14 protein-coding genes and 2 pseudogenes are annotated in these 15,410 nt (G+C 49.7%); 8 read left to right on the plus strand and 8 right to left on the minus strand.

From position 1 onward, the window contains the following. Nucleotides 1-426: a hypothetical protein gene (locus AB182_RS12865; protein WP_047370450.1), complete on the plus strand. Its 426-nt coding sequence runs from the start codon at nt 1-3 to the stop codon at nt 424-426. A gap of 344 nt (nt 427-770) precedes the next feature. Here AB182_RS12865 and AB182_RS12870 read toward each other — a convergent pair whose 3' ends face one another. Next, nucleotides 771-971, minus strand: coding sequence for a hypothetical protein (locus AB182_RS12870; RefSeq protein ID WP_047370451.1), 201 nt, complete (start codon nt 969-971; stop codon nt 771-773). A gap of 132 nt (nt 972-1,103) precedes the next feature. Here AB182_RS12870 and AB182_RS30535 point away from each other — a divergent pair. The 3 genes and pseudogenes from AB182_RS30535 to tnpA form a co-directional block, all read left to right on the plus strand. Continuing rightward, nucleotides 1,104-1,367: pseudogene (locus AB182_RS30535) on the plus strand (tyrosine-type recombinase/integrase); the annotation flags it as partial. Between the two features lie 49 nt (nt 1,368-1,416). Beyond that, nucleotides 1,417-2,352, plus strand: coding sequence for a tRNA 2-thiocytidine(32) synthetase TtcA (gene ttcA / locus AB182_RS12880; protein WP_047370453.1), 936 nt, complete (start codon nt 1,417-1,419; stop codon nt 2,350-2,352). A gap of 176 nt (nt 2,353-2,528) precedes the next feature. After that, nucleotides 2,529-2,987, plus strand: coding sequence for an IS200/IS605 family transposase (gene tnpA / locus AB182_RS12885; RefSeq protein ID WP_038918153.1), 459 nt, complete (start codon nt 2,529-2,531; stop codon nt 2,985-2,987). Between the two features lie 108 nt (nt 2,988-3,095). On the opposite strand, the gene ynaL is transcribed toward tnpA, so the two are convergent. The 3 genes and pseudogenes from ynaL to AB182_RS12895 form a co-directional block, all read right to left on the minus strand. Further along, entirely contained in the window at nt 3,096-3,245 is a 150-nt protein-coding gene (gene ynaL / locus AB182_RS32595) for a proline-rich small protein YnaL (protein WP_167337880.1), read from the minus strand. A 275-nt stretch (nt 3,246-3,520) separates the two neighbouring features. Further along, a complete protein-coding gene (gene zntB / locus AB182_RS12890) occupies nt 3,521-4,504 on the minus strand; it encodes a zinc transporter ZntB (RefSeq protein ID WP_047370454.1) in 984 nt (327 codons plus the stop codon). Between the two features lie 135 nt (nt 4,505-4,639). Then, nucleotides 4,640-5,676: pseudogene (locus AB182_RS12895) on the minus strand (methyl-accepting chemotaxis protein). A 614-nt stretch (nt 5,677-6,290) separates the two neighbouring features. Here AB182_RS12895 and AB182_RS12900 point away from each other — a divergent pair. Both AB182_RS12900 and AB182_RS12905 read left to right on the plus strand, forming a co-directional pair. Beyond that, nucleotides 6,291-7,658: an MHYT domain-containing protein gene (locus tag AB182_RS12900; RefSeq protein WP_047373280.1), complete on the plus strand. Its 1,368-nt coding sequence runs from the start codon at nt 6,291-6,293 to the stop codon at nt 7,656-7,658. Nucleotides 7,659-7,801: 143 nt separating this feature from the next. Further along, complete coding sequence (locus AB182_RS12905; RefSeq protein ID WP_047370455.1) at nt 7,802-9,022, plus strand: GGDEF domain-containing protein; 1,221 nt, start codon at nt 7,802-7,804, stop codon at nt 9,020-9,022. Between the two features lie 55 nt (nt 9,023-9,077). Here the strand turns inward: AB182_RS12905 and AB182_RS12910 are convergent, their stop codons facing one another. Together AB182_RS12910 and AB182_RS12915 are read right to left on the minus strand one after the other, a co-directional pair. After that, on the minus strand, nt 9,078-9,266 hold the full coding sequence (locus AB182_RS12910) for a YdiH family protein (RefSeq protein WP_039076991.1): 189 nt from the start codon (nt 9,264-9,266) through the stop codon (nt 9,078-9,080). 365 nt (nt 9,267-9,631) lie between these two features. After that, nucleotides 9,632-11,248 carry a peptide ABC transporter substrate-binding protein gene (locus tag AB182_RS12915; RefSeq protein WP_047370456.1) on the minus strand — a complete coding sequence of 539 codons (1,617 nt, stop codon included), beginning with the start codon at nt 11,246-11,248 and terminating at the stop codon, nt 9,632-9,634. Between the two features lie 187 nt (nt 11,249-11,435). Here AB182_RS12915 and mpaA point away from each other — a divergent pair, with 187 nt between their 5' ends. After that, entirely contained in the window at nt 11,436-12,149 is a 714-nt protein-coding gene (gene mpaA / locus AB182_RS12920) for a murein tripeptide amidase MpaA (protein WP_047370457.1), read from the plus strand. On the opposite strand, the gene ycjG is transcribed toward mpaA, so the two are convergent. After that, nucleotides 12,131-13,105, minus strand: a complete 975-nt coding sequence (gene ycjG / locus AB182_RS12925) for an L-Ala-D/L-Glu epimerase (protein ID WP_047370458.1) — start codon at nt 13,103-13,105, stop codon at nt 12,131-12,133. The genes mpaA and ycjG overlap by 19 nt on opposite strands. A 117-nt stretch (nt 13,106-13,222) precedes the next feature. Here ycjG and tpx point away from each other — a divergent pair, with 117 nt between their 5' ends. Continuing rightward, entirely contained in the window at nt 13,223-13,729 is a 507-nt protein-coding gene (tpx, locus tag AB182_RS12930; RefSeq protein WP_047370459.1) for a thiol peroxidase, read from the plus strand. Between the two features lie 42 nt (nt 13,730-13,771). Here the strand turns inward: tpx and tyrR are convergent, their stop codons facing one another. Further along, nucleotides 13,772-15,313 carry a transcriptional regulator TyrR gene (gene tyrR, locus AB182_RS12935; protein WP_047370460.1) on the minus strand — a complete coding sequence of 514 codons (1,542 nt, stop codon included), beginning with the start codon at nt 15,311-15,313 and terminating at the stop codon, nt 13,772-13,774. Nucleotides 15,314-15,410 lie beyond the last annotated feature (97 nt).

Consider the following 15,410-nt stretch of genomic DNA (forward strand, 5'->3'; position numbering starts at 1 on the left):
ATGAAACGTTCAATTGTCCTTGCATCACTATTATTTTTCATTTCGCACACAGCAAACGCAAATCAAGATTTATGTAACACATATAAATTCAAGCCATTAGGAGAGCCGGATCCAGAAGCGAGAAAATGCCTGAATTTCAGTGAGTTGTTCTCTGTAAGGGTGATAATTGATGGCGTAAATTTTGTTCCGCAAGTAATTGGTTTGTTCATGACACAAACGTCAACGATGAAACACGGAGATGAGATTACATCTCTGACTCTTCAGGTACTAAAAAACACTGACATTTATACCGTACGCTTCCATACACAACATAATGATCAAAACGTTAATTGGGAGGGCAGAATGCAACCGGGTGAGGATCGTACAATGAATGTGGATGGACACCTGGTTAGAATTCTGTTTGTTCGCCAGGTCCGAAATAAATAATGCTCATTTCGTTATCGGAATCGCATATTAAGAGACTTTCCTAATACTCATACTCCAACGACCAGGTTGGTTGGACTTGTTGTCATGAGTCGGGGCTTTGGCTGCTGCCGGATAGTTTAACCAGCGCGCTACGACAGAAAAGCGTATCCAGCTTAAAAAATACAGCGCCAGGTAAATTTTGGTGATAGGTGTTTTCCTTTTGGATGTGTCTGTCGCAAAAGAAGACCGCCCGGTAAAGCGCAATGCCTCAGACTCACGACCGAAGGATATCGGCAGGCTACGCACAGGCGGCATAATAAAAAAACCCCGCTACCGCGAGGCTACAGTTGATAAAAATGTCAGCATCAGGACACTTTTAAAGCATCATCTATTGCATCAGCGAGAGCTTTAATTTGCTGTGCAACATGCTGCATTTCTCTATCTGTTTTGCATGCCGCAGCTGCGTCATAGCGCCCAACAGATACCTTTGCAATTTCTAAGGCTGCTTTTACGACTTCTGCGCGATTATTCTCTTCGCTTGTCTTCGATATATAGTTGGCAAGCATTACAACCTCCTTTTCATAAACACGTCCGTAGAATAGTCTTAAGATTTATCCGAATAAAGCGTGATCAGAGGTATTCGCCGAATAACTACCATTTTTCGCAGTGTTTGCGCCTATGTCCAAAACGAAAAATGGCGCCCAAAACCTTGCTACTCATTGAGCAGTATTGGCACTCACTGGAACTCTGCTGTAAAACGTGCTGGCATTCGTCGCCGCAATCCGTACCATACACGGCACACTTTCGCATGCTGGTTGTTGTCTGCAGGCGCTAACCCGTCTTTTATTGCTAATCAGATGGGGCACGATAATGCGCAGATGGTGTATGAAATCTATGCTACATGGATTGAAGAAATGAATAACGAGCAGGTGGCAATGCTGAATTCAACGCTGGTACTTTAAAGTCCATTTGCCCCACCAGTGCCCCATTTGATATTTGAGTAACTAATAAATGTCGCAAAATCAAGATATTACCAAGAAAGAACAATACAATCTGAACAAGCTGCAAAAACGCCTGCGTCGTAATGTGGGCGAAGCGATTGCCGATTTCAATATGATTGAAGAAGGCGACCGCATCATGGTCTGTCTCTCCGGCGGCAAAGACAGCTATACGATGCTGGAAATCCTGCGCAACCTGCAACAAAGCGCGCCTGTTAATTTCAGCCTTGTGGCGGTAAACCTCGATCAGAAGCAACCGGGTTTTCCGGAGCACATTCTGCCAGCCTACCTGGACCAGCAGGGTGTTGAATATAAGATCGTAGAAGAGAACACCTACGGGATCGTAAAAGATAAAATTCCGGAAGGGAAAACCACCTGTTCACTCTGCTCACGCCTGCGTCGTGGCATTTTGTACCGTACGGCCACCGAACTGGGTGCCACAAAAATCGCGCTGGGCCATCATCGTGACGACATTTTGCAAACGTTATTCCTGAACATGTTCTATGGCGGCAAAATGAAAGGCATGCCGCCTAAACTCATGAGCGATGACGGTAAGCATATTGTGATTCGCCCGCTCGCTTACTGTCGCGAAAAAGATATCGAACGTTTTGCTGAAGCGAAAGCCTTCCCTATCATTCCCTGCAACCTGTGCGGTTCACAACCGAATCTGCAACGTCAGGTTATCGCCGACATGCTGCGCGACTGGGATAAACGTTATCCCGGACGTATTGAGACGATGTTTAGCGCGATGCAGAACGTGGTGCCTTCACACCTGAGTGATACCACGCTGTTTGATTTCAAATCCATTCATCACGGCTCTGCGGTGGTCGATGGCGGCGATCTCGCGTTCGATCGTGAAGAAATCCCCTTACAACCGGCTGGCTGGCAGCCTGATGAAGACGAGGGAGCCTTCACGGCCAACCGTCTCGACATCCTCGAAATCAAATAAACCAACAGCCCTCTGCGAAAGAGGGCTTTTTTTGTCTATAGAAAACCCCCAGCTAGGCTGGGGGTTCCGGAAAGCTTTCAGCTTTAAGCCAGTTATTAAAACCCCTTTTGATTTGTTAAAACACCTTGCGGTCTGGCAACTGCAAAAGTTCAACAAGAAATCAAAAGGGGGTCCCAATGGGGGACGAAAAGAGCTTAGCGCACACCCGATGGAACTGTAAATATCACATAGTTTTTGCGCCAAAATACCGAAGACAAGCGTTCTATGGAGAGAAACGTCTTGCGATAGGGAGCATTTTAAGAAAGCTGTGTGAGTGGAAAAATGTACGGATCCTGGAAGCTGAATGCTGCGCAGATCATATCCATATGCTTGTGGAAATCCCGCCCAAAATGAGCGTATCCGGCTTTATGGGATATCTGAAAGGGAAAAGCAGTCTGATGCTTTATGAGCAGTTTGGCGATCTGAAATTCAAATACAGGAACAGGGAGTTCTGGTGCCGGGGATACTACGTAGACACGGTAGGGAAGAACACGGCGAAGATACAAGAATACATAAAGCACCAGCTTGAAGAGGATAAAATGGGCGAGCAGTTGTCGATCCCTTATCCGGGTAGCCCGTTTACGGGCCGTAAGTAACGAAGTTTGATGCAAATGTCAGATCGTATGCGCCTGTTAGGGCGCGGCTGGTAACAGAGCCTTATAGGCGCATCCGAAAAACCTCCGGCTATGCCGGAGGATATTTATTTATCTGTGCGGCGGCGGATCGATAATCGGTCGTGGATCCGGGTCGAATGGCGGGTCGGGGATGGGCTGTGGTTTTGGTATAGGGTCGGGCACCGGAACCGGATCTGTTGGAATCGGGTCGCTCATCTGCAGTCGGGTTAATGTACGCATTTTCGCCTCCTTTTTCGCGTTGCCATTCTTTAAGGGTAGACCGGACAAACTGAGAGGCAAAAAAAAGCCGACTCTTATAAGTCGGCGTCGTACGAATCAATTGTGCTATGCAGTAATTCAAAAAAGGAAGTAAGACAATATGGAGCGCAACGCCCATCGCTTGACGTTGCATTCACCTGCGAGTGCAATATTGCACTGGTTGCGTATGGCATTTATTGATATTGCTCAAAGTAAACGGCGTTTTTATGTTCATTTTTTGTTAAAAAAGTGAAATTTTACAGCCATTTACTACGATGCAACCACCAGGTAACACCCCCTATCAGGATGACCAACATAATGCAGAAAAGCGCGAAACCAAATCGCCAGCCTCCGCCTGGTATTCCGCCCAAATTGACACCGAAAAGCCCGGTCAAAAATGTGCTGGGCAGGAAGACCATCGCCATCAACGACATGGTATAGGTCCTGCGTGCCAGTGACTCCTGCATCACCTGGGTAATTTCATCGGTCATCACCGCCGTGCGCGCGATACAGGCATCAATTTCATCGAGTCCCCGCCCCAGTCGGTCTGCAATATCTTGCATACGACGCCGTTGATCGTCGGTCATCCACGGCAGCCGCTCACTGGCCAGTCTTGCGAAAACATCTCTTTGCGGCGCCATATAACGACGCATCACAATTAATTGCTTACGCAGTAATGCGAGGAAACCTCGGGGGGGGATCTCCTGGTCAAGCAAGTTGTCTTCCAGGTCGATAATTTTGTCGTGTAACTCTTCAATAAACTCGCTGGCATGGTCGGTCAATGCGTCGCAAACATCAACCAGCCAACCGCCACAATCCGCCGGCCCGGTCCCCTCCTCCAGATCATTCACTACGTCATCCAGTGCCAGAACCTTACGTTGACGTGTCGAGATGATCATTCGTTCATCCATATAGACACGCACTGCCACTAACTGATCCGGCCGTTCGTCTGTGCTACCGTTAATGCAGCGTAGCGTGATAAGCGTACCTTCCCCTACACGACTCACACGTGGACGCAGACTTTCCCCGGCCAGCGCGTTACGAACGCTATTGGGCAATTGCGGTGTTGATGCCAGCCATTGCGCGCTCTCCGGATTGGTATAATTCAGATGCAGCCAGCAAGGATGCTGTGCATCAATCACATCATCAGGTTCCAGCGGTTTGACTCCGCCTTTTCCATCCAGACGCCAGGCGAAAACCGCATCCGGAATATCGACATCCGTTCCTTTGATCGCTTCCACAGCGCCCCCACAATCAACATAAGTGTTGTTGTCAGTCTAGCGCTCTGCGCACGTTAAGCAACCATCGTGCTGAATTCGTTACAAATATTAAAAAAAAGCCCGCTTAAGCGGGCCAGAGGCAGGATGACCTGAAAATCAGAAGGAATGCCAGTAATTTTCCTGGTTACGCATGACCGGGCTTACCAGGCGAGTGCTACGGTTTTCGGAAGGAGTAGTTAAGGCTGTCGCTACGGGATCAACGTCTGTTAACTGATTCTCTGCCAGGCGGAACTTAGACGTACGTGCCTGCAGTTCAATAACCCGGTTTTTCAGAATGTCAGAAGAGCCAGCCAGCTCTTCGACCATCGTGACATTACTCTGCGTGACTTTTTCAAGTTCGGACAGTGCGAGTGTGATCTGCGAAATGCCTTTTTCTTGTTCCACGGTCGATACCGCAATCTCGTCCATCAGCTTGCTGACCACACTCGCACCAGAAACAATCTCATGCATGTTCTGTTCGGCCTCGCTGACGACTGTTGCCCCTTGCGTCACGTTTTCGGTGGTGACGGCAATCAGTGTCTTGATATTTTTTGCCGCTTCGGCGCTGCGGTGCGCCAGCCCCCTGACCTCTCCAGCCACAACCGAGAAGCCTTTACCGTGATCCCCCGCTCTTGCCGCTTCCACAGCAGCATTAAGCGCGAGAATGTTAGTCTGAAAAGCGATGCCATCAATAAGGGAGATATATCTTCCATTTGGCCCGCACAGTCGGTTATAGACTGCATATTTTTCGCCACCTGCCCCATTAAATCGCCACCTTTACGCGCACTCGTACTGGCGTCACTTGCCCGGGTGCTGGCAAGCCGTGTGTTTTCGGCATTATTTTTGGTGCTACTGGCCATCTGCTCCATACTGGCCGCGGTTTGCACCAGCGCCGCAGATTGCTCTTCGGTTTTAACCGACAATTCACCGCTTCGCGAGGCCAGTTGATCGGAGAGTTCCATTGCATTTTGTGAAGAGATACGAATCTCAGTAACCAGCGTTGCGATGCTTGCAGAAAGGCTATTAATACCCGGAATTAAGCGCCCGGCGCAATTGTTGCCAAATTCCGGAATCGTAATCGACAGATTGCCGGAGGTCACTTCTTCGATACTTTTCTTCACCGTATTAATTGGCGTGACTAAATAATAAGTCATATACAACCAAAGCAAAGCCAAAGTTGCTACCCAAACCACGCTAATTGCTGTTAATAAGGCCATGTTTTTTGAGATGGCGATCACTAAAAAATCCATAATAAGAAAAGAAACAATCAGGAACGATAATATAAAGCTTCTTACACTAATATTCTTAAGCATGGGGCACCAATAAATACATCACGAGGGGTAATATTCTTATAGCATTCGACATTCACTTTTTCATCTCGAATTTGATCCTGATTCAGGTTAAGCTCTACATCACCACAATTTGACTTAAGCGCAGAGTAATCATTCAAAAATAAGGGAAGGTGCAAATATTAATGGTAAGAAACCTACATAACTCGTTATGCCAGAGCTGATCCATCGAATAAAAATCAGCGTAAAACCCCCTGCATCATAATTTATGACACAGCTTAACTTATATTTAAGCCATGCTACAATGATTCACATCCCTAAAGTTATTATCGCGAATGCCGATAATAATAAATTACTTTTAATTTAGCTTAAATAGCAGTATAAATAATAAATACTTCCAACAACATAAATTCATCAGGTTAGCTGCTAGAATAATAATTACAATTAACCCATTCTTTTTAGCGGGCGTGAAATGCATAATGCTTTATGTATCGTGGGATCCTATTCTTATTGGTATTTCTTTTGTCGTGGCGTTCATTGCCTCATTCGTGGCGCTGGATAGCGCCAGCAAAATTTTTTCTTCCTCGGTTCGCGGTGCACTTTTCTGGCGATTCTGCGGCGGGGCGACATTGGGCATGGGAATATGGTCAATGCATTTTGTTGGTATGCTGGCAATGCGCATGCCTATCGTGATGCATTATGATCTGGTGTTGACGATTGCTTCCTTCGTCGTTGCGTTAATTGCCGCCACACTTGCCATCAATGTGGTAGTTAGCGCAGAGATGCCCCCCTTTCGACGTCTGATGCTGGCGACCTGTTTATTGTCTCTGGGTATAGTGGGAATGCACGCTCTCGGTATGGCGGCCCTCACCGATTACGTCACTCTATACTGGAATACGCCGCGTCTTGTCCTCTCTGTAACCATTGCCTTTTTTGCCTCCGGCTTTTCGCTATGGCTTGCCTTTGTTCGCCAGTTCAATCAGCACCGGGCCTTTATCTATCGGGTTTTCGCAGGTCTCGTCCTCGGCATTACCATATGCGCAATGCATTATGTGGCGATGAGCGCCGTTGAGTTCAGCAATGGTAAAGACAGCAGCGGAATTATTGTTCGCAGCACCGCCTACTACTCTACGCATACCAGCGTGAGCGAAGCCGGCCTTTCAATCTGGGTATCCACCTCCACGCTCATTGTATTGGGAATCATGTTGTTTATTTCGCTCATTGATTCCCAAATCCGCACCTCACGACTTACAGAAAGCCTGCGTCAGTTGAATCACCAACTGGAGATGCAGGCCCATTTCGATCCCCTGACCAACCTGGCAAACCGTATTCAATTCGATGTCTTACTGGATGCATGCCTCGCCAGTGCAGCGGCTCAGCGGCAGCGATTCGCCTTATTATTTATGGATCTTGACCGTTTCAAGCAGGTCAATGATGCCTATGGACACCACGTTGGCGATTTATTATTGAAATCTGTATCCGTAAGACTTTCGACATGTGTTAATGCAAAAATGACGCTGGCGCGTCTTGGGGGAGATGAGTTTATTTTGCTGGTACCTGATTGTATTGATGAAGAAATCACCACACTGGCGAAAAGACTGGTAGACACGATTCATTTTCCATTTTACGAGCAAGGCCATGTCATTAACGTGTCATTAAGTGTGGGCATCAGTTTTTATCCCCAGCATGGGGATACCGTGCAGGACCTCAAATTTAAAGCAGATGCCGCAATGTACCGTGTCAAAAAAAATGGACGTAATGGTTGGGAAGTCTGGCATCCGGCAATCACTCACAATGCGGCAAATACTCCTTTTTTCCTCTCAGATATCTCCATCAATCAAAAGTAAAAGTTTCTTATTGCAGCGATACATACCAATTCACCTTTTTTTGCGTTAGATTTTCCTCAAGCCTGATAAAAAAACTGCCGAAAAAGCTATTATTCACCAGGATACAATAATTAAAGCGACGCGCAAAATAAGGGGATAAACCCATGCTGACAGATCACCTGGATGCGCTGAATCTGCTGACGACACCGGTCTGGGTAGTCTCACCTGAAAGTGAAGAGTTGCTCTTCACCAACATAGCGGCAAAGAAATTGACCGCCGAGGGTTCATTACGGGAATTGCGAACCGGCAAATATTCCGCCTATGCGCAGCACAGCTTAGCTATGTACCTGCCGGGCCTCAGGAACCAGCATAATATTGTCGAAGTCTGGACTGTTCATATTGATGGCGAAGCGGTTAGCCTGAGTTGTAAAGCATCGCTGCGCGAAATCAGTGACGTAGGCGAGGTGATTCTTTTTGAAGGAGTATCATCGGGAACACCCGTCAGACTTAAAGCCAGCCGTTCAACCCCGTACCGCCCACGCAAACAGGGTTTTTATGCTCGCTTTTTCTATACAAATTCTGCCCCCATCCTGCTTATTGATCCCGCCAGAGATGGCCTGATTGTTGATGCCAACCTCGCCGCATTACGTTTTTACGGCTACTCCTACGATGAGATATGCCAAAAGCATACCTGGGAAATCAACACCCTCGGACGTGGCATTTTGCCGGTGATGGCGGAGATCGCTCATCTGCCTGGCGGTCACAGGCCACTCAATTTTGTGCACAAACTGGCAGATGGCTCTACCCGCCATGTCCAGACCTATGCAGGCCCAGTTGAAATCTATAATGAGCGACTGATGCTATGCATCATCCACGACATTACCGAGCAGAAACGTCTTGAGCAGGAACTGGAATATGCCGCACACCGTGATTTACTCACCGGTTTGCTGAACCGCCGACAGTTCTACCATCTGACCGAACACATTATGCCGACTGCGTTCGATTTCAGCCTGTTGCTGGTCGATACCGACCATTTTAAACGCATCAACGATCAGTATGGACACCAGAAAGGCGATGAAGTCCTGATACAACTGTCCCGCACGCTTGAGCAACATTGTCGACGCGGAGACTATGTTTTCCGCTGGGGAGGTGAAGAATTTCTAATACTGTTGCCTCACACGACAGAGGAAACCGCTATTGGCGTCGCTGAGCAGTTACGTGAAGCCGTCGCCAGTATCAATATACCCCAACTGCCAGGCTGTACTGTGAGTATTGGCGTCGCTCGACACCTGGCGGGAGAGTCACTGGATGACCTGTTTAAGCGTGTTGATGATGCGTTGTACCGTGCAAAAAACAGTGGGCGTAATAAAGTGCTGGCAGCCTGAACTCGCGGCAAAAAAATGCGCCCTTGCGAGGGCGCTTTTCAACGATGGGCGATATTTAGTGGATGCCCATCCGCCAGGCAAAATCAATCTCTTCTTTCAGCTCGCTGTGCGAGAGTGTCAGCAAATCCGCAAATTCCAGCCTGAGTTGTTTTAATTTCTTAAGGTATTCCGCAGGCGTTAATCCGCTTTTATCGCGACGGAGATATTCAATTGCCAGTTGAGTGGGGTCTAATTCGGTGTGCATATAATCCTCATATGTGGTTAAAACATAATCACTATAACACATTATTTCGGACATTTTTTGACCGAAATCGTATATATGTTCGCCATCACACTAATTTTTGTGTATAGCAGGCAAGAAAATTCAAGAGGTTATGCCGAATTGAAAATTGCGAAACTTGCCGATAAAAAATTCATGACTTTCGCCGGTGCGGATGGCACTGGACACCTATCCGCTGTTCCTCCCGGCCCTTCATCGCGACGACATCTGGCAGGGATCATTCCTTTTCAGTGACAGAATCGGTTGATGCGAACAACGCGTACTGGCGCTTCATCAGCGCCAGTTGAGATGTCGAAAAGGGTTATACACGCTCAGGTGAGCTTATAAAATCAATGTTTTATCAAGTACATCGTGCGGGTATAAGCCACATCTTCCGGGTTAGTAATGGGGTAACCCTTCAACCACGGCTTAATCAGACGACCGTTGGTATACTGATAGACCGGGATGATTGGCGCTTTTTCGGCGATGATTTTCTCTGCCGCATTGTAATCCGCATTACGGGCATCGGCCTGCGTCTCCTGGGCGGCCTGACTAATAATCTTGTCATAGGCCGGATCGTTAAAACGGGCAATATTGCCGCTGTGAGTGGATGTCAGCAGCGACAGGAAGGTGGACGGTTCATTATAATCCCCCACCCATGAGGCGCGAATAACATCAAAGTTGCCAGTATTACGGCTATCGATATACGTTTTCCATTCCTGGTTTTGCAATTTGACATCAATGCCCAGATTCTTTTTCCACATTGATGCCACCGCAATCGCGATTTTCTGATGCGTTTCGGAGGTGTTATACAGCAGCTTCAATTCCAGCGGACGTTGTGGCCCATAACCTGCAGCCTGGAGAAGTGTTTTTGCCTGGGCATTAAGCTCCGCCTGGCTCATCTTTTCGAATGCCGACGGCTGCGGTTTAAACCCTGCGGTGACGTCCGGTGTAAATCGCCAGGCCGGTTTTTCCCCTGTACCCAATACCTTCTCAGCCATCACGCGGCGATCGACCGTCATACTTAGCGCCAGCCGTACGCGCGGATCGGCTGTTGGCCCTTTTTGCGTATTGAGGGCATAGTAATAGGTGCCGAGCTGCGGTGGCGTGTAAACCTGGCCGGGAATATCCTTGAGCAATTTCTGGTACTGATTTTTCGGGAATGACTCAGTGATATCGATCCCCCCGGCAAGATAACGGTTTGTCGCCGCTGTTTCCTGATTGATCGGCACAAACGTCACTTTCTGAATAACGGTTTTACCGTTGTCCCAGTAATGGGTGTTAGGTTTGAGTTCAATTTTCTCATTCACCACCCGGCTTTCCAGCACATAAGCGCCATTGCCGACCAGGTTTCCGGGACGTGTCCAGTCCGGGCCGCTTTCAACATTGGCTTTCTGCACCGGGTAAAACGCGAAATTAGCTGCAAGGTTCGCAAACCATGGCAGCGGCTTATCGAGTTGCACCCGCAACGTATGGGCATCGACCGCCGTCACGCCAAGCTTATCCGGGGTGGCTTTGCCATCAATAATGTCCTGGGCACTGGTGATACCGGCCAGCGCTGCAAACCAGGCAAAGGGTGACGTTGTTTTCGGGTCGACCAGGCGCTGCCAACTGTAAACAAAATCTTGCGCAGTGACCGGCGTACCGTCAGACCACTTTGCATCACTACGCAGGGAGAATGTCCAGACGCGGTTATCGCTGGTCTGCCATTGAGTGGCTACACCCGGGATGATCTCACCTTTCTCATTCTGATTCACCAGGCCTTCGTAAAGATCGCGAATGACCTGAATTTCCGGCAGCCCTACCGCCTTCGCCGGATCAAGCGTCGCGGGTTCGTCTTTAATATGGCGAACCAACTCCTGTTTCTGGGCCAGCACCGTACCTGGCGGAACATCCGCTGCCCAGGGCGATGAGGAAAAACCACAGAGTAAAAGCGCACAACTGAGCAACGAGACAGGATGCTTCATGAGATCCCCTTTTCTGTTTTGAAGCAAAGCGAAAGATGAGGTAATTATTTGTTTTAGAACGAGCGAATGCAAATTTTCGTCGATGGAAAGTTGATGACTATTCCTTTTTACCGGAATAGAGCAATAATTTGCCCAGGCGAGAAATATGCCCGACACTTGCAATAAGCCAACCCAAAAAAGGATGACTATGCCTGCTTCACGCCCACGCCCGGAACGGGGGGCTTTTCCTTCCGGTAGCGAATATTACGGACGTTCTCTGTTAGGTGCTCCGCTCATGTGGTTTCCGGCAACCGAAGCCTCACATGCCAGCGGGCTAATCATCGCGGGAACGCACGGAGATGAAAATTCTTCTATCGTGACGCTTTCCTGCGCCTTACGTACGCTGAAACCAGAACTGCGGCACCACCACGTGGTGCTGGCCGTTAATCCCGATGGTTGCCAGCTTGGCCTGCGTGCTAATGCTAATGGCGTGGATTTGAATCGCAATTTCCCGGCCGCAAACTGGAAACCTGGCGAAACGGTTTATCGCTGGAATAGCGCTGCCGAAGCGCGCGATGTCGTGTTATCCACTGGCGACGCCCCCGGCTCAGAACCGGAAACCCAGGCATTATGCCAGTTGATTCACCAGGTGCGTCCGGCCTGGGTGGTGTCGTTTCATGACCCGCTGGCGTGTGTGGAAGATCCGCGTAATAGTGCGTTTGGTCAGTGGCTGGCGCAGGCGTTTAACCTACCGCTGGTCACCAGTGTGGGTTACGAAACGCCAGGCTCTTTCGGCAGTTGGTGTGCAGATATGGATTTGCACTGCATTACAATGGAGTTCCCGCCAGTTTCTGCCGATGAAGCCAGCGAGAAATACCTCAGCGCGATGATCGCACTATTGCATCATGATACGGAAAGATGAAGCTGACCCGGCGTAAATTGCAACGCCGGTTCGACATCCACCGCAAGCCAGGTGGGCCCGTCGAGATCGGCAAAGCGAACCTCACCCACCAAAGGTAGTGCCGCAGCTATGGCCCGTGAGGTGCAAATCATGCACCCCAGCATTAGCCCAAAACCTTGCTCTCGCGCCGCACGGGCCAGGGCCAGCGCTTCTGTCAGGCCACCGGTTTTATCCAGCTTGATGTTAACCATTTCATAACGCCCCGCCAGCGCAGCGAGATCCCGTCGCGTGTGACAACTTTCATCGGCACAGATGGGCAACGGATGAATAAAATTATCCAGCGCGGCATCATCGCCTGCCGGAAGCGGCTGTTCGAGCATCGCCACGCCAAGATCCGCCAGAAGCTGGCAGCGGGCAGCAAGACCTTCACTTTGCCAGGCCTCATTAGCATCAACAATCAACGTTGCTTCCGGTGCAGCGGCGCGTATTGCCACCAGCCTTTCGCTGATTAAGTGATCGTCAAGTTTCACCTTAAGTAGCCTGGCGCCGGCCTCCCACAGCGCTGCGGCACTGGCGGCCATTTGTTCAGGCGTACCGATGACCACTGTTTGCGCAGTGGTGACTGCAGCGGGCAATGTCACCCCCACATACTGCCCAAGCGTGATTCCCTGTCGCCGGGCTTCCAGATCCCAAAGCGCGCAGTCTACGGCATTACGCGCCGCGCCGGCAGGAAGCAATGTCTGAAGCTCTTCACGGGTCAGTCGGTTTTCCAGTTGCGGCAGAATCGTCATAATCTGCGCAATCACCGAAGCCTCGCTTTCGCCATAACGTGGGTATGGCGTGCATTCGCCTACGGCTTTGACACCGTCCTCTTCCAGCTCAACGACCACTACCCGAGCCTCGCTGCGCGCACCCCGTGCGATCACAAAAGGCGTATGTAACGGCCAGGTTTCATCATAAACCTTAACGCTTCTCATCCCTTTCTCCTCTGCCGCCCTTTCCACGATTATAGATGTGAAATTAGGTTTGCCGTGGTCCTTGCTTTCAGAATACACTAGCGACGAAGTTAACTATATGTAAACAGGAAGATATCTATGTCACAACTTGTCCATTTCCAGGGTAATCCAGTTTCCGTTGCCGGTAAGATTCCGCAGATCGGTTCCAAAGCCGCACCGTTCTCTCTCGTGGCGAAAGACTTGTCTGATGTTGCTTTAAGCCAGTTTGCTGGTAAACGTAAAGTTCTTAATATTTTCCCGAGCATTGATACCGGCGTATGTGCCGCATCAGTACGTAAATTTAACGAACTGGCAACAGGCGTAAACGATACTGTCGTTCTGTGCATCTCTGCTGACCTGCCGTTCGCCCAGTCTCGCTTCTGCGGTGCAGAAGGTCTGAGCAATGTCATTACTCTCTCCACGCTGCGCAACACTGAGTTCCTGGAAAACTATGGTGTGGGAATTTCCGAAGGCGCGCTGAAAGGTCTGGCGGCACGTGCCGTGGTGGTCATTGACGAAAATGACAACGTCATTTTCAGTCAGCTGGTGAATGAAATCACCAATGAGCCTGACTACGCTGCCGCACTGGAAGTACTGAAAGGCTAAGAAAGTCTGCCCGGCAACATCCTGTTTGCCGGGCCATGCATCCTACTCGTCGCCCTTTTTCTGATTCAATCCATATTCCCGTAATTTATTCGCGATCGCTGTATGCGAGACGCCCAGGCGCTTAGCCAGCTTACGTGTACTGGGGAAACTGCGATAAAGTTGTGTTAACACCGAGCGTTCAAAACGACTGGTGATCTCATCAAGCGACCCTTCCATGGCATCTTCGCCGACAGGCATGGTGGCGGCATCAAAGTCCGGCAGCAGGATATCCTGTGAGCGGAGTTCGTACCCCTCCAGTTGGGTAAGCGCGCGATAAACTGCGTTTTTCAACTGACGGACATTGCCCGGCCAGCCATAGCGCGTCAAAACATTACCCAGTTCGGCTGACAATTTAGGCCGGGGAACGCCTTGCTCATCGGCAAAACGGGCAACAAAAAGCTCGGTCAGCGGCATGATATCCTGCGGGCGCTCCCGCAATGGTGGGAGATTTAGCGTCAGAACATTCAGACGGTAATAGAGATCTTCTCGGAAAACGCCCTTTTGCACCAAATCGACCAGGTTACGCTGGGTGGCGCAAATTACCCGCACATCAACGTGAACTTCATGGTCTTCACCAACCCGGCGGAATGTCCCGTCATTGAGAAAACGCAGCAGTTTAACCTGCATACGCGCCGACATTTCGCCGATTTCATCCAGCAACACCGATCCGCCATTAGCCTGTTCAAAGAACCCTTTTTTCCCTTCCGGGGCATGTCCGAACAGTTCACTTTCGACGGCATCTTCCGGAATCGAGGCGCAGTTTAGCGCCAGATATGGTTTTGCCGCCCGGGGGCTGGCCAGATGACAGGCCCGTGCCAGCAGATCTTTACCGGTACCGGTATCACCGGTAATCAGTAGCGGTGCGGTGAGCGTAGCCAGCTTCCGGGCCTGCTCCAGCACCTGACGCATCTTCGGACTGACAGCGATAATCTGGCTGAATGCCCCCAGATCCTGATGCGAAAGATTTTGTAACTGGCGACCCATTCGCACGGTGGAACGTAGCATGACCACCGCGCCGGTCAGAACCGGTTCTCCGGTTTCTCCTTCCAGGTGGACCGGGGTGATTTCCATCAGGAAGTTTTGCCCATTAATGGCGACATGTTCGCTATGAGAGCTGTGCGGGTTGCTTTCCAGCCAACGTGTAAAATTGAAACCGGAAATCAGTTGTACCGCGTTGTGATTGCGCAATTTACTCTGGTCCAGCGCAAAGAGCTGACAACTGGCCGGGTTCGCCAGTTCGATCTTCCCTTTCATATCCAGCGATAAAACGGGTTCCGGCAGCGCCTCCAGCACCGCGCTCAGTGCACGATGCTCTCGTTCGGAAGGCATCCACAATACGGTGCGCACGTCAGTTACGCCGGGGATACGGCGAATTTCCGCCATCAGGCTGCTGAATGTATTAAATTCCAGGGCAGCAAAATTCAGGTAGATGCGCCCGACAGGGTCTATCTCAATTCCGCGTAAATCGATGCCACGTAACACCAGTAAATCCAGCAGTTCGCGTGTCAGACCCAGCCGGTCCTCACAAAAAACTTCAAGACGCATGAAAATATCACCCTACATAATCAACTAATGCCAGGATGATATGTCAGTTACTGTCTGGCAGGAAGATGTCTGTCAACAAATATTGACAGCACGGTGG

The sequence above is a fragment of the Phytobacter ursingii genome (genome assembly GCF_001022135.1).
GTDB lineage: Bacteria > Pseudomonadota > Gammaproteobacteria > Enterobacterales > Enterobacteriaceae > Phytobacter > Phytobacter ursingii.

What these genes read in the sequence shown, in the direction of transcription:
- AB182_RS12905 (WP_047370455.1), top strand. Translation starts at nt 7,802, where the DNA reads ATGCTGACAGATCACCTGGATGCGCTGAATCTGCTGACGACACCGGTC.
- AB182_RS12910 (WP_039076991.1), bottom strand. Translation starts at nt 9,266, where the DNA reads ATGCACACCGAATTAGACCCCACTCAACTGGCAATTGAATATCTCCGT.
- tpx (WP_047370459.1), top strand. Translation starts at nt 13,223, where the DNA reads ATGTCACAACTTGTCCATTTCCAGGGTAATCCAGTTTCCGTTGCCGGT.
- mpaA (WP_047370457.1), top strand. Translation starts at nt 11,436, where the DNA reads ATGCCTGCTTCACGCCCACGCCCGGAACGGGGGGCTTTTCCTTCCGGT.
- ycjG (WP_047370458.1), bottom strand. Translation starts at nt 13,105, where the DNA reads ATGAGAAGCGTTAAGGTTTATGATGAAACCTGGCCGTTACATACGCCT.
- AB182_RS12870 (WP_047370451.1), bottom strand. Translation starts at nt 971, where the DNA reads ATGCTTGCCAACTATATATCGAAGACAAGCGAAGAGAATAATCGCGCA.
- ynaL (WP_167337880.1), bottom strand. Translation starts at nt 3,245, where the DNA reads ATGCGTACATTAACCCGACTGCAGATGAGCGACCCGATTCCAACAGAT.
- tyrR (WP_047370460.1), bottom strand. Translation starts at nt 15,313, where the DNA reads ATGCGTCTTGAAGTTTTTTGTGAGGACCGGCTGGGTCTGACACGCGAA.
- AB182_RS12915 (WP_047370456.1), bottom strand. Translation starts at nt 11,248, where the DNA reads ATGAAGCATCCTGTCTCGTTGCTCAGTTGTGCGCTTTTACTCTGTGGT.
- tnpA (WP_038918153.1), top strand. Translation starts at nt 2,529, where the DNA reads ATGGGGGACGAAAAGAGCTTAGCGCACACCCGATGGAACTGTAAATAT.
- ttcA (WP_047370453.1), top strand. Translation starts at nt 1,417, where the DNA reads ATGTCGCAAAATCAAGATATTACCAAGAAAGAACAATACAATCTGAAC.
- AB182_RS12865 (WP_047370450.1), top strand. Translation starts at nt 1, where the DNA reads ATGAAACGTTCAATTGTCCTTGCATCACTATTATTTTTCATTTCGCAC.
- AB182_RS12900 (WP_047373280.1), top strand. Translation starts at nt 6,291, where the DNA reads ATGCTTTATGTATCGTGGGATCCTATTCTTATTGGTATTTCTTTTGTC.